Annotated in this window: 4 protein-coding genes; all 4 read right to left on the bottom strand. The window is 53.0% G+C overall.

The features are described 5' to 3' along the window. Nucleotides 1-2: 2 nt before the first annotated feature. Nucleotides 3-4,943, bottom strand: coding sequence for a hypothetical protein (locus tag ABD919_RS18685; protein ID WP_345237577.1), 4,941 nt, complete (start codon nucleotides 4,941-4,943; stop codon nucleotides 3-5). A gap of 34 nt (nucleotides 4,944-4,977) precedes the next feature. Further along, nucleotides 4,978-8,019 carry a hypothetical protein gene (locus ABD919_RS18680; RefSeq protein ID WP_345237576.1) on the bottom strand — a complete coding sequence of 1,014 codons (3,042 nt, stop codon included), beginning with the start codon at nucleotides 8,017-8,019 and terminating at the stop codon, nucleotides 4,978-4,980. A 15-nt stretch (nucleotides 8,020-8,034) separates the two neighbouring features. Then, nucleotides 8,035-11,610 carry a DUF6603 domain-containing protein gene (locus ABD919_RS18675; RefSeq protein WP_345237575.1) on the bottom strand — a complete coding sequence of 1,192 codons (3,576 nt, stop codon included), beginning with the start codon at nucleotides 11,608-11,610 and terminating at the stop codon, nucleotides 8,035-8,037. A gap of 710 nt (nucleotides 11,611-12,320) precedes the next feature. Next, nucleotides 12,321-15,176, bottom strand: coding sequence for a M64 family metallopeptidase (locus ABD919_RS18670; protein ID WP_345237574.1), 2,856 nt, complete (start codon nucleotides 15,174-15,176; stop codon nucleotides 12,321-12,323). Nucleotides 15,177-15,358: the final 182 nt, after the last annotated feature.

Raw genomic sequence — 15,358 nt, 5'->3', positions numbered from 1 at the left:
GGTTACTTCGAAGGCAGCAGCAGCTCCTCGACGAATTGCGACGTACCGTTCAAGCGGCGGAAATCATTGGATAGGGTGACCCCTTCTTTGGACACGGGGGCTGTCAAGCCCGGCAGCAACATGCCCAGGTGGGTAAATGCCAGGGCATCGGGTTCCACGGCCCGCTTCTTGGCCAGGTCCAGCGCTTCGTTTACCGAGCCCAGCAAATCCGACCAGGTCCACGGATCCTCCTTTTCGGAGGCGGGCGAAACAGCCAGCAGCACGCATTGCGGGGCTTCCGTATTGGGTTGGTCGTAGTGAAAAACCAAGGAAGTCGTCTGCTCCTTTTGCGGGATGGTTTCCATCCATTCGTCGAGCCACAACGCCTGCTGCACGCCGCCGGTCGGGACAGTGTAGGGCTCCGGCAGGATTTGAACCAGCGAAAGCGTATCGTTGGCCGGGACATAGTCGCCGGTGTAGGCCATGCCCATCCACTGGTCTGCTGCCCGCACCCCTTGCGAGGTGAGTTGTGCGGGGGCCAGGCGCACCACCTGGTTGGTAGCGGAGGCGTCGGCCAACAGGTCGTTGAGCATCATCACTTTTTCCAAGTGATCCATGGGCTCCCGAACCCGGGCAATTCCTTGGAGCCATTCAAGCACGGATAAGTGCCGGTTGGGCAGTTGGGTGATCAGGGTTCCGCTGGCCGCCACGGCGCTGCGATACTCGTTTTCCACGCTGGGCGTCAGCTGGCTCTGCACCGAGAGGTGAAAGTCGTTGCCCAACAAAGCTTGTGCTGCTTCCACAAATTTCTGCACGGAGTTGCCGCCCTCGCTTAGCAGCGCGGTGGCCCGGCTCACGCGGCGTTCCAGTTGGCCGAGCACGGCCTGGGCCGTTGCTCGGTCGTCCACCAAAGCGGGCGCGGTGGCCGTGGCTGCTTCGGGAACCCCGTACAGCACGATGCGGTGCAGCAGGGCCCGCAGCTGTTGCGGGGTGGTGGTGGTGGAGGCTGGCGCCAGCGCGGCAGCCAGGCTTTGGCGTTCCTGCTCCAGGTTTGTCAGCAGGGTTTGGACGCGCGGCGCCACTTCTCCAAAGGTGATGGATCCCAACTGCGCTTCCGTCTCCCCGGGCGCCAGCCGCCCGGCTGCGGCAAAGTCTTGCGGGACGGCCGGCCGGCAGGTACCCAGCAGTTGCCGCAGCCGGCGCGTGAGGGGTACTAGGCGGGCCAGGCCCGAGTTCACGCTGTTGGAGAACGTAACCGTCACCAGGGCCTCGCTGACGCTGTGCACCTGCCGGATGACGTGGGCCAAATGCAACGCAAAAGCCGACCCGGGCTGCAGGGCTTGCTCGTCTAGCATGAATAGCACGTCAATGGGCTGGAGCCTGGCGGCGCTTAACAGCAAGGTATCGTTTACTGCAGGCTGGCTGCCAACCTGGTAGGCATACGCGATGGAAATCAGCGCGGGGTTGCCCAGCAGCCCTGCCAGCCAACGATTCAACGCAGGTTCGGCCGCGGCCCGGGGAGTAACAGTCGTTCCCCAGTTTGAAAGGGCCGGCGTTGCGGTGGGCAGGTGAAGCAGTACCCGGTGCGTAAGCTTGTGCCCGGCCCGGGGCGGGTGAACAATTTCCGGGGCAGCCGGGAAACGGCCCTTGGCCACGTTCTCCAGGATCGCCGCAGCTTGCTCTACATTGCCCGTGACGGCCTGATAAATGCTCTCGCCGGTGGTCAAATCCCCCAGTGCATCTACCGTGTTGGCCAGCGCGTCCAGTTCGCGGCGAACCGCGGCGACAAAGCCTGGGTTCGAGGCCGCTGCCGGCAAGTCGGAGGCGTTGATGCCGTACGGATACGCGCCTTGGGTTCCTTTGAGCAGCGCCAAGCCGTCCACCGTTTGACGTGCGGCTTGCTCCGGTGCAGAATCACCCGTGAGCGCCGGCTGCCCTAACAAGGTTTTTTCTTGTGAATAAGGGAATTTTGCCCGGAAACGGGGCAGGTAAAAGGCATAGGGCTTGCCATCGCTGGTTGTGGCGGTGTATTGGCTCAAGCCTTGTTCAAAATCCTGCCCCAGCAGCGCGCCCAACGATTGTCCGGTCCGGATGCCTTCGAGGATGGTCAGGGCCTTGCGCACCCGTTGCGAGGACAGATTAACCGCCATGCGGTTTGCTGCCGGATTCTCTGGGTCGGTTTCAAACTGACGGGACTTATAGCCTTGCCGCAACACGGCCGCGGCCACTCCGTGGTTGATGGATGGGGCGTGGATGTACCCCAGATTGTCAGGGTCCTGCCGGGGTTTGCCGCTCGTTGTGCTTTCGAACGCTAGTGCCTTCTCATCAGCGCTGGCCGCGTCTCCCGCGCTTTTTTCCGTGCTAACGGATTGCTCAAAACTTCCGGAGCGGTCCTGTGGCTTGACATCCTCGAGCCAGCCGAAGGCACCTACATAACTGCCGATTCTGTAGTCCTGCCGCAACTCGGTCAGGCGGTACAACACTTGGCCCAGCTTCCATGCATCAATCCGGTGGTTTCCCAAGTCCAGGTGTTCGGCGAGCAGGCGCTCCAAGCGCGCTGTCGGGAGCTTGCCCAATGCTGCGATCTGGGCAATGTACTGGTTTAGCTGGTCTCCGTAAAAATTGCGTCCCTCGCGTAGAAACGCGTGCAAGGGCATGCCAAAATCTTGGTTGTAGAGCCAGTCCCACCGGGCAGTATCCTGTCGGGTAATGTTGAAGAACTCTACCTCCTCGCGCGCTTCGTACGGCATCATGCCTTTCTCAGCCAAGGTACGCGTTCCGGCATCCCAGTACTGCAGCAGAATGGCTTGCCGTAACAATCGGTATAACAGGCTGTCGGGCACGGTAAAATCACCGGGCACCTCTCCTCCATAAAAAACCCCGAAGTTTTCCGTACGGATTTGATCAAAATCCACCTGGGTCAGCCATTCGATGTAATTAACTTGGCGCTCCTCGGGCTGGTCAGCTACGCCCATGGGCTTTATAGGATTGGTCTCCGAGAAAGGCAATCCATCAATCATCGCCCCGGGCGCGTCGTCGTAGACGGCCCGCGGACGTGGCTCGTCGGCGAAGGTGTGCACCACTTTGCGGTAGCCACTCTCGAAGGCATGATTGAAGATTTTCGGCCATTCGTACTGCGGCAGCCCCAACGTGCCGCTGGGATCAAAGAATAGACGGAAGGATTCGTAAATGGGGTTGACCTGCGGGGTGGGTTTGTCAAATCGCCCCGGCAAAGCATTCCGTTGCCGCGGGTTTTCCGGGGTGTTGGGATCGTCGTGGTAGGCCGTGTCCACCACCGGCCAAATGTTGGTGCGGTGAGCCAGCGTGTCCAGCACCGAAGGCCCAAGCATGTAGCGCTGGTAAAACTCGACCGACGACGCATCCTGTCCGAGGACCGTCAGGAAGTTCTGTTGGCTGGGAGGCTCCGGCCGGAACGGTACCTCCGTGGACAGTTCTTGATAATCCGCCACTTGATTCAGGCGTTCGGTCCACGTGGCATCAAGCCGGCGAATCAGATCCCACAGGGTCCCTCCCCAGGTGCCCAAGCTGGTGGGCACCTGCCACTGGGAATAAGGCGTGGCCAGAAGCATTCCGTAGGGCTCGTTGCCGACCCGGATAGCCGGCAAGCCGCCACGGGCAATCACATTATCTTCGAAAAAGCGGCGCGTCCAATCAATCACTTTTAAAGAATCGGCAGCCGATCCCAACACCGGACGCAGCATCTCTTCCAGAAAATACCCATATGTCGCAGGCCACAGGGCCCGATTCATCAGTTGAGCTTCTTTCACGTCCGTGGCAGTGGCAGGGTCCACCTGGGCTACTTCCCCGAATTCCATCCCGAGCCCGTCGAACAAACGCGGCGCGTCCGCTTGCCCCAATTGGTTCTCCGGGTCGACGGCTGGTTGCCTGGCCGGAGCTAAGAATGTGGCAAACGAGGCCTCGGCGTTGTACTGGTCGGCCGAATTAAAGCCCGAATCCTGTCCGCTGGTGTTGTTGGTCGGCGTTCCTTGGGGCACCAAGGCCAAGCCTTCGGTGTACAGGTGCCCCCGGAGCAGTTCTGCCAGCAGGTGCTGTTGCTCCTCGGGCCCTTCGCCTTGGTCCCGGACCCCGAGCACGACCAAGCGCTTAAAGCCAGTGCTTAGTTCTTTATCGTCCAGCTTATCCAACGGCACCGCCACTGCCATGCCTTGCTCCAGGGCCTGCTCGAAATCCGCCATCCACGCCAACGCTCCTCCCAGCCCGGCATCGTCTGTTAAGTCACTGTCGGAAGTGGGGTCAATGCCCACAGCAATGGAGCCTTCTTTGATGTCGCGGCCCGCCACTTCCATCCAGGGCTCTGTGTAGAGAAACTCCGTCGTAGTGTCGCGAATGCTGTCGGGGTAAACGAAATGATCTTTTAAGGGGCGCTGGAGAAAATGCTCTTGCACGTAAGGGTCCGCCACCAGCGTCACGTCCGGAATTTGACGAAACAAGGTGACTACGAAGCGGCTGGGCAAGCAAACGGCACGAGCAGGGGCATTCCACGCGGCGTCGTTTGGCGGGAAATCGCGAAACGTAGGCTCGGGTGCCGGGGCGCCATTGGACAACGAAAAGATGATGCTGCCCAGGTTCGTGGGTGCAGTTTGCTGCACCACCCAGGCGGAACGGCTGGCGCCGTATTTGGCCACCAGCACCCGCCAAGCACCCAGGTCGTGTACCGTGGAAAAGCGCTCGGCCAGGTCCGGGCGTCCCAGGGCCTGCCGCCAATACGTTTGCCCTGCCAACGCCTCGGAGTCGGTAAGGTCCGGTTCGTGGGTCGTTACACTGATCCGGTCCGGGTAGATCCGGACGAGCAGCTCCCGCCGGGCGCGCTCGGGGTGTTTCTCAAGAAAAGCAGCGTCGTGCTCGACGTATTTTACCTGCACCTGTACCGGCAGCAGCACCACGGGAAACTGCGCTTTCAGGGATGTTCTGAATTCGGCCATAAAACCTTACGAATAGCTTCTGGAAAGCAACTAATTACATCAATTCACTTGCGTGGACAGCTACCATGACCGGCTGCTGAAACAAGGCGTACGCCAAATGGGCACTGGTTTGAATATTAGGCACCACCGTGTCTCCAAGAGCTGTCGGCCGGGTGCCGGGCACAATGCCCAGATTAGCCCCGGGCTGCGTTCCCAGGTGCTGCCAAGCCAGTGCGTTCCAGGTGGTGGGTTGTTGCTGGATGTCGGCACCTTGGTCGTCGTCCAAACCAAACAGCGGCTCGCCGGGCCTCTCCATCAAGATGAAAAAATAACCCTCGGGTGCCAAGGGGTCTGCTCCCGGGCCCGTGCCCGTCGCTTTTCCTTCGGACATGGCAAAATTGAATACCGCGATGTCCTCCCCAACGGTAAGGCGTTGCACGGGGTACTCGTACGGTTTGCTGGCGTCCGGCTCCAATTCTCCACCGCCAGCTGGCCTTATCGCGGGTTGGGCGCAGACCACCGTGTTGGGGAAGCGTTGCAGTACCTCAGCCCGGATGGCCAGCAGTAGGCGGCCTGCCGGCACGGGTAGGGGGACTTCGTTATCGCCCAACGCATTGCCGTTCCACAAGTCCAGCGGCAGCACATCCCGGTGCTGCTCCTCTTTGGCTGCCAGCGCCTCCGGGCTTAAATGGGAGGTGGTGGTCATGTTGAGAAACTCGCTAGGATCCCAAAACTGGCGGAAGTAACTGCCCCGGGCATCGGTTGGGAATCCGCGCCACAACAACTCCGACCCCATGGCGTGGTTAAGGCCCAACATGTAGGCCTCGATGAGCTCCTGGTGGGGCTCGAGCAGGGTAATGGTGTTGGCGGGAAAATCTTCCACGCCGGGCAAAAATAAGTTGGGGTATTTGCTTCGCAACACCTCGCCCATGGCGTCTTTGAAGACGGGATAGGCCATCACCTGCTTGATGGCGCTGAGCTGGGGCTCGGGCCGCGCTGTCCCGGCGACCGCCCGAAACTGCGCACCGCCAGCCGGGGCGGCAGCCGAGTATGCTCCATAATGGGGCACCGAGCGCAACGCGCGGTTGGCCCGTGCCAGAAACACCGGCTCAGGCTGGGTTCCGGCAATGATGGCTTGCTTGACCTCCTCCAGGTCCAGGTCCGGGCGCGGCGTATCTTCCCCGGTAAAATCTATCTGGCTAAAGGTCTCCCACGCATTGGCGAAATTCTGGTAATAGGTGCCTTCGTTGAACTCTTGGTAGGTGCCATGCTCATCGACGGTCCAAAAGCTGGACGGAGTTTCCCGGATGATTTCCGAGACAACCTCATTGGAGAACTGATGCGCCCGGATGATGCCCTCTTTCACCGGCGCTGCGGCAATAAGACCTTGTTGGAGCAAAGTGAGCAAGGAATCCCGTTGCCGCAGGGAGGTACCACGCTCGCGCAAGGTCTGGGGATCGGCGGCCTGGGGCTGCTGCGTGGGGCGCAGGGGAGGGCCGGCCATGACCGTTTGATAACGCCCAAACGGTTTGGCAATACGCCGAAACGTTGGGCTGAAGGCTGCCAAGGGCATGTTGCTCTGGCGAATGGCCTCTTGAATGGTGGCCCCTCCCCCGGGCATGCGCACCCTGGTGAACGCCAAGCCTGTCAGGTGCAGGCCATAGTTTTCAAGGGTTGTGCCCGACGTTGTGGCAGTACTTGTCGTTGTTCCAGCAGCGGTGCGCGCCGCTAAACCATTCGTAAGGGAACCCGTGCCGGTGCCAACCACGGGCAAGTGTTGGTTGCGCAGCGCAGAGGTCGTCTCCAGGCCGGATTGCATGCCCCGCAAATTGGCGTTGGCTTCGAGAATGTCCCGGACTTGCTCCCAGGCGCGCTGCACGTATTCCTCCTGTTTCTCTTGAATAACCTGGGCGCCGATGCTGGCTGCGGCCCGGTAGCGCGGGTCCAGGTTTACTTGGTGGCGCCAGTCGGGCGTTGCGATTTCACCACTGCTGGTGAGGGGATCGAGCGTAGGGGGGGCGAAGTACCTTCCGTAGATGGGCGGCGCCACCACCGGCCGGCGGCCGGGTTGGCTCTGCGGCGGCGCAAATCCCGGCGCCAATTGGTCGTACAAATCGCGGGTAATGGCCGCGGGCACGGCTTGTACCGGCCCTGCGGGCTTGAGAATACCCGCCATTTCCACGGTTCGGCGCACGCGTGTGCCCGTGCCCGCAGAGCCCAGCGGCGTCGTCACGTCCAGGGGCAGCGTGGCGAAACTGTCGGCGTCGGCGGGCCGAAGCAAGCGTGCAAGCGACTCAAAATCGCCCGCGGGTCCGGTCCTGAATTCCCATTGGTGGTAGATGGGCAAGTCCAGATACGCGTGGGTGTGGCCTTGCCAGGCATAGTTGTTCCCCACGGCAGTGGGGACTTCCAGGCCCAAGCCGGCGAGGCGACCGGCCTCATACGTGGGGAGCAGGAAAGCCCGGTACGCCGTGGCAGGACTGAGCCGGCGGGGGCTAAAGAGTCGGGAAAATGCCGCGTCGGGGTTTTGCGCGAGATTCGTATTGAGAAAAGTGTCAACTGTCCCAACAGGCGCATTGGCCTGCACGTGGGCCCACAGCCACAGCGTCGCGCCGTCGGGGAAGGCAAAGGTGGCCGGGGTAGTGGGGGGCGTCGCTGCAGCTGCCGCCGGATTGGGCACCCGCACCCGGGGCAAGGATTCACCTACGGGCTCCAGAAGTTCGTACTGCCCTTCTTCCAGTACCAACAAGAAACACCACGGAGTCGCGCGGTTATCAGCCGCCACCGGCGTAGGGGAATAGCGCCAGGGAAAATCTTCCTCGTAAAACTCAATGGATGGCAGCAGCAGGGGTGAAAACTGCTGCTCTCCCGGTAACGGCGTGGTTTTAAGCACCGCCTCGGGTGTTAAGCCCGCTACATCAGCTGGGCCATACACGGCAACCGGGCGCGTTACCGTCAGGTCACTTCCTTCGTTGACATCGACCGTCAACGTGACGGGCACTAACGGGCGCAACGACGGGGGATTTTGAACTGTTGCAGCGCCTGCTGAGCGGCTCAACCGGTGCTTTACCCAAGGCAAAAATGAAAACTGGCTCATGACAATGCTCGGGGATTAGATAGCTGGCACGTTGAGTTGATAGGCGGGCACGACTTGCAGTTCACCGGCCCAGGACGGGTCGCTTTGCAGCAGCTGGTTAAGATGGGCGGTTGCCTGCGCCTCGTTGGGGAAGGAAGCGGTGCCATCCAGTGGGCTTAAGTCTCGGGTGCTTACAATGAGGTAGTCGTCCTCATCCCAAAAAATTTGATCAGGGGCCTTGCGGGAAGGGCGGCGGCGCTCAAAGGAACGAGTAGACCGCCCCACGGCGCTGTTCTTTGTTAGCTGTTGATACTGTTGTGCCGGTACAACCACAGAAGCGGAAGGCGCGGGGGGTAGTGGCGTCGAACCAGCGCTGCCCGTTAGATCGCGGAGGATAATTTGCTCGTAGGCCACCGCCTTAGCCGAGGCCGGTCCTCCTGCGTAGCCGGCCAACCCCGCGAGCCGCACGCCGTTGCGCATTTGCTGGAAGGAAGGAGCCGAGAGCTTTTCCGCATTGGACATGCGCCGGAACTGCCCAGGGGAAAAGTAATCCTTGACTTCTTGCAACCCGCTGCCGGACAAGTCGATGGGGTTCGCCCCATCTACGCCAATGATAGCACGCGTGATGTCAAAGCGGTTGCCGTTGACTGGACGGGCGTCACCAAAACGCTCCATCGGGTATGCCAGCGGTACGACTTTTTGGCGCACCACCAGCGCTCCACTCGGGTCCACCAACAATTGGTTGGTTACCTCTTGAACCCGCAGGACTACAGTATTACTGGTGCGGTTAACCGGCTGCTCGACCTCCCAGTTGACGCGGTCCTCGAGCGCCTGCTGCAGCAACGGACGCACGTTGGTATCGGGCAACGGCTGCGGGGCAGCACCGCCTCCAAAGGTGCGCTCGACCCGGAATTTGATTTTAATGAATAGAATCTTGAAGCTTCCTTCGCCGTTAGCGTGCCATGGGGCTGGACCGGAAAGGGCCAGGTTCAGGTTAAGCGTGAGCTTGGTGCTGTTGCCTTTTTTGATAGCTACCCCGGCCGCAACTTGCACCTGGATGCGGAACGGATTGAACTGGAACAGGGCGTCGAAACTGAGAAACCCGACCAGCGAAAAGGAGGCAGGCAGCCGAACAAACAAGTCTAGGCGGCTGCCAAACTGTACCGTATTACTGGTAACCGCAAGATAGGTACTTAGCGTGAGGCTGAAGTCCCCTCCTTGAGCCAGAGCCAGCGTTAAGCGGCGCAAGGTGGGTAAATCCGCGTTGGCAGGGGGACGGAATGCCGGGTGGAAACCACCGGATGTGAGCAGAAAAACGGGATTTGCTCCTTGGTATAGTCGGAAGGCGGCGTCGCCGGTAAGGGTAAACTGCAAGATTCGCGAGCCAACCAGTGAGGCATCGAACGAGATGCGCTTGGCTCCGAAGTCTACTGTACCCAGGAAATTCGCCCGCAGTACGAGGATGGCATTCCGCTCGTCCGGTAAAGTCGCCTTAAGCACGCCTAACAAAATAAGCTGTACTGGCGCTGGTAATTCGATAATTAAGGCTAAGTCAAGTGTAAGTAAAGTTGTAGGGGACCCCCAGCCAATTTTTGCTAGAATACCAAACACATAGCGTCCCTCTGCGGCTGGAAAAGCATTGTCCGCAGTTGCCAAAACTTGTTGAGCATTGTTAACACTATTTCCTGGGAAAAGCAGCTCTGAGAGATTACCTGATTGCACCTGACTACGCAAGTAAGGTATGTTTGAGGTTCTGTTAACCCCTACCAAGCCCCCCAAGCCATTTAATGTGAATCCAAATCCAATTTGAATAGGATTAAATTCAGCAGTAACTATTAAAAGCAAGGAGAATCCAGGCAAATTCCCCGGTAAGCGGGTTTGCAGTAAGCCAATCGCACTTACCTTTATATTTGGTTTTATAGTAAGATAAGCGACACCTCCGTACTTACCAGAGTCTTGGTCAGCATATAAGTAACCGGAACCATTTACTGCATCAGATTGAATTTTAATTCCTATACCAGTTGGAAATTTAAAACTCCATGCAACGTCAAGGTCATTAAAAAGTCCGCGCCCTTCACTAACGTTAACCTTCTTTAAGCTTAATCCTACTCCAACTTGATCTACGGCTAACGCAACCGGTGCCAGTTGGACAGCAAAACTGGTCGTTAGGTCAATTCTTGTTGCATTATTACCAGATCCAGTTCTGATGCCTATGCTTTTGAATGTGAGAGGACCTACTTTAAAATTGACTGTTTTATCAAAAGTAAAGTTCGCTGAGCCCGTAAAACTCACACCTGACAAACTTGACCATTGCAAAGCATTGCTTAAATACCACTCTTGCTTACTGCCTCCAAAAATCTTGTTAATAAATCCGTCTCCGTCCGCTGAATTAAAAACAACCTTTAATCCTGGATCAGCTTCGGTGCCTAAGCCGATCCCAATCATGAATTCAGGCTCTGATATTGTCCCCGTTACTTGGGCTAAAAAGGAAGCCTTTTTTAATTCGACATATGAGCCGTCTAATGTTCCCAATAGTACAACTTGCTCTTGGGGTAAATAATCTAAAGATACTTTACCACCAATCTGGGTATTTCCAAGATTGGACGATATCCTAGTTCCGTTTGGATTTATGAGAAGTTCGAGTGAATCATTTGAGAGCAGTGCACCTGAAAAATTGAGAGACAAATCGGATGACAGCTTTAAACTTTGTTGCACTGATCCAGCTATAGTTGGGCTCAGTATAATTCCAGTAATAGGTCCTGAAGGCGTATTGCTTGCTTGGTTTGCAGCTTGAGTCGGAACAGGTGTGATAATAAATCCAAACTCGTAGAAGCCACTATCATCACTTTTAACACCTGAATGAAGGAGAATTGACAACGATTTGTGCTGACCTGTCAAGATCTGTTCAGGTAAAAAATACCTGTTAATCAATGATGACGGCGGAAATGAAACGCGCTGTGCAACATTGAACCCTTCTAGAGATTGAATGATTGTATTTAGTGCGGCTGTGTGCTTAAACCCATTTGCTCCTCCCCAATCAAAGCGCTCTTTGAGGCCTACTGTTGGATTTCCAAGAAACTCGAACAAGTTCGACCAGTTAATCGTAGTTTTAATGTAACTGAATCGTCCAGCAGAAGTTACAGTTACTCTTTCTTGAATTATTGTTCCAGTAATTACAAGGAAAGCATAAATTATTGGATTATTTTTAACTAAATAAGAACTGAGTAAATAACTTGGTCCTTCAAGTGCGAATTGTGCTCGAAATGCTGGATTATCAAGAAATTGCGGCGCATTAGAGGGATTTGATGTGCCGCTACTTGAGATATTCGAGAAAGAGTTATATATATCTGTTATCAAAGAATAAATTTCCTCTATTTTACCGTTGCTGTAATCTTTTCTTTGTATAGCATCAGTTACAACACTGATTAGTTGCTCGACGGCAGTGCTTATATTGAAAGCTTCGCGCACAACAACCATCTGATTCGGTGCAATTGACTCACTCCAGCCAAGCTCCGATAGAAACAGCTCCAATGAATCTGAGTCGCTTAGAATATCTTCAAGCTGAAGAAGGGTCTTTTTTGCTACATCAATGAATGGCAGGAGCGCTTGCATGGCATTTAAAATGATTTAGTTTTAAATAGGAAAAGGTTAAAACACAAAGTCAAACCGGTCCAAAACGCTACATAAAGTATATTTATCAAAACACCAATTAAGCCCTTACAATGAAGACTAAGCATTGTGTAAATATGCGACCACTGATTACATTGTTGAATAAGAATCATATCAATTAAAAATGCCGGCATGAATGCCCACATCAATTGATGAGGCCGGATACTCAGGCCAAAAGCATTGCATATCCATGATATTATGAAAGATGCAAAAAAAAAGTAAAAACCTAAGATGTGTATGTAAACAAAATTTATATCCATAGATATCCTATTTGACAAGCTTCTTGTTTGAGTAAATTTTTAATATTGCAATCAGGGGCACATTGGCAATTAGCTGAATAATAATGCTTAACAGAAACCATTCCCAACGCACGAATGAATTTGGCGGGCCAGATGAATACATTACTATCAGAAGACAACCCCACGATACCAAGTATTGGAACAGTATAAAGGGGGCAAATAAGGCACTTCTTACTCCGAATTTGGCAAGAAAATGGAATATAACTATTGATACAATTATCGATATAGAAAACCTTTCATATATTATACCTGAACCATGTAATAGCACGGGCGGTTCGCATAATGTGAGATTCCTCTCTGATCCAGATATTTTTGAGACATCAGCTGTTTCGCTTCTCCCATTGATTTGCTCCTTCATATGGTGTCGATTCGTTGTGAATCTCCAACAATAAAAAAATCTCTATCAGTAATATATGCCGTGATAGGTGGTGAAGATGTGAGCAGATTACCATCTGGAATCTGCTGCACTAAAGGGGTTATAGGTGAAGCCAATAAAGGCGGTGGGGTGTTAGTATGCAAGTATCTTATACGGTCATAAATTGCATTGAAGTATGTGTAATTATTATTAGTCACTGTGGGATTCAACTGAGGATCTATAAGAGAGCCTTGCCATGCATTGCTAATATCAAACATAAATGCTTTTTTCGTGTTCTTTAAGTCTTCATTATCATTCGGCTCCAATTCGAGCGCCCAAGCGGATCCAAACTCATAAAAGACTTGACTTTCATTCATTACGGGCGAATGTACCTTAAACGAAAAAGTCAACAACTTAGGCGCTAAGACAGTTATTAACGCAGTGTCACTGTAAGGGGCGGTTCCGTTTCTTACAGAAACACTCAAGGACTGGTTAGGTGGAATAAGTGGAGCGCCTATGGTACTATGTGCTTGAGCAGACAGAGGGTTGTGACTCCATCCGCGAAAACGCTGAGCTTTTTCAGGACCAGCACCGCTGATAGCTTTAGCCATACAAGACCGTTCTGTTAGAATTGCCCAGCGCCAATGGGTATGTACACAATCCATGCCGCAGAAAGGAGCCGAAACGCGTGCCACTCGCTGAGATAATGGCACTTCATTAGGAGTCCACGTATTAGCAGACTGCTCAAAATGATTACCAAGAACACCGTGAACGTGTATGTTGTCATACTGGCCCTGTCTCCTGTATTTTTTTATGTTGACGTATGTAACGTCTACAGAGGACGGGTTTGAAGACCAAGATTTATATCCAATACGGTCTGTTTCATGGTTGGTATGTCCAGGACCATAGACGCATGTGATAGCCCCGCTTCCCGACGAGTTGTTAACTATCGGTGCTTGTATATTTGGCAGCACATAGTCAAAAAGCGCCGCCCAACTGGGGGATACAGGGGGAATGTCAAGGTGTTGAGCAGAACTGCCTACAAAAGGCAGAAACGTATCCAATCCTGGACGAGAGTCAGAGGCAAGTACATTGCTGTCAGTGAAAAAACTTACCAGCGAGCCTGGAGGCATGGTCATGCCTTGCATATAGTGTCGTGGGACTGCGTTAAGTGCTATATCACAACTGAAGTTGTTAACAGTTGCTGTATTGCCTGCAACTTTATTATTCCACTTGAAGCTGACTTCCGGAAAAATTTTCATGAATTTTCCTACACCTCCAGGTTCAAAGTCAGCAACTGGTGCTCTGAATACACAGGTTATACAAATTTCTATTTCCACATCACGCTTTAAAGCGCTAAAATGGAATGACATAGCCCTTTGAAAGTTAGGATCTGCATAATATTCCCCACCTTCATATTCGTATGCTACAGGATTTGCATTAGCAAACAGGTCGGCAAAAGAAAGTGTTTCATATGTGATTATACTTGGGGAAGCTAAATCAGACCAACCAATGCTTAGGTTGCCATAAGAAATAGATTCAAGAACATCCCGAACATTACCTCTTCTGTCGTTAACCTTAATATCCTTGAATTTAATACCGTCATTGACTGATACCTCAACAACATATTGGTAATAAGCGCTTGCCGTAGGCCCTTGGCTTAAGGGCGAGAAAGGAGCCGCACTAAATGTCGCCGTTTTGACTGAGCTCGTGCTTGGTATCAAATCAATTCGTTTAACCTTAGTGTTCCAAGCTATTTTTTTTGTTCGCAACTGCTGACTACTTAACGTAGTACGGGGCACAGTTTTCTCTATATTTAATGTTCCGGCAGAAGCTTGCTCTAATATGTTGGTACATACTGGACAAAAATCCACACTGTTTTTGGCTGGTAAAATAACAGAACCTGTTTTGCGCCGCATGATGCAGTCGTTTGACGACCGAAACACATCCTTCTTGAACCCAGCTCCTCCTTCCCAAAGCTCAATTCTTCTCGAATTTGATAGCATAGAGAATTGCCAATCAATGAAATTCATTTCGAGGCTGGGCGGGTTATTTGCAGCTTGCAAATGAACTGGCAACGGTGTATTTCTAGATGTTGAATCTAAGAGATCATGCCATTTGCTTGGATAGTTAGCTTGTGTCCCGGTTGTACCTGGCAAATACACAAGATTTGGATGTAAGATGTCAATCAATAATCCTTCGGCTCCAGTTGGAGTTCCTGGGGTAGCATTAATGTCGACAAAGTCGTACTCATTACCCAAACCTATTGATAATCCTATACCTCTAGCTAAAACCTGCCAATAATTCCCGTTTAATGAAGTCGCACAGTAATAATGGCTTTCCGCATCCGTTGGCAGATGCTCCATCTCAACATATATCTCTTCACCTATTCTATTACCACTGAAGCTCTGCTCTGGGATCAGGAAAATTATTACCCCCAACCAACCGCCTTTTTTATCTCTAAAGCGAAAGTGATTATCCAAGAGATTAGTTTCTCCGGTTTTTCTGGACAGAGCAAGTCTTGATGTATAATTCAAAAATTGATCATATGGTATATACAACTTTTTCTGCGACATAGAATAATGAGACCGTAATGCATTATTTACGGGTTGTGGAGCATTCTCAGCAATTGTGAAAGTTGCATCAGAATGATGATATAATATATATGAATTTATTCCTTTATTATTCCACCAAGGATAGTTCTCTTTCAACTTGGATATTAACACTCTAGCATCTCCAAAAAATTGTGACTTATCAGTGTATCCAAGTGATACAATGTGGATATTAAACTGTTGCTCTAACAAAGCACTATCAAAGCGATTTGCTGAAAAAAGGCGTCCCACAATCGAAGTCATAGTCGAGTTCGTTAATTTTTAAGAAAAAACTGCATACAGTCGTTTGCAGACGCGAAAATGTTAGAAGGTGTAAAACGGCTGACTAAATTAATCAAATGACAAACCTTGCACTTAAGCTCTAATACAGACAAATGCGCGTAATGTAGGTTAATTTAGCCCTCGACGGGTGTTCCCTGCACATC

Origin of the sequence: Hymenobacter saemangeumensis, from assembly GCF_039541835.1 — a bacterium.
GTDB lineage: Bacteria > Bacteroidota > Bacteroidia > Cytophagales > Hymenobacteraceae > Hymenobacter > Hymenobacter saemangeumensis.
The sequence above is the reverse complement of the archived record's forward strand: the minus strand, read 5'-3'. Positions and strand labels throughout refer to the sequence as shown.

Coding starts and splice junctions, on each gene's coding strand:
- ABD919_RS18680 (WP_345237576.1), bottom strand. CDS start 8,019: ATGAGCCAGTTTTCATTTTTGCCTTGGGTAAAGCACCGGTTGAGCCGC.
- ABD919_RS18670 (WP_345237574.1), bottom strand. CDS start 15,176: ATGACTTCGATTGTGGGACGCCTTTTTTCAGCAAATCGCTTTGATAGT.
- ABD919_RS18685 (WP_345237577.1), bottom strand. CDS start 4,943: ATGGCCGAATTCAGAACATCCCTGAAAGCGCAGTTTCCCGTGGTGCTG.
- ABD919_RS18675 (WP_345237575.1), bottom strand. CDS start 11,610: ATGCAAGCGCTCCTGCCATTCATTGATGTAGCAAAAAAGACCCTTCTT.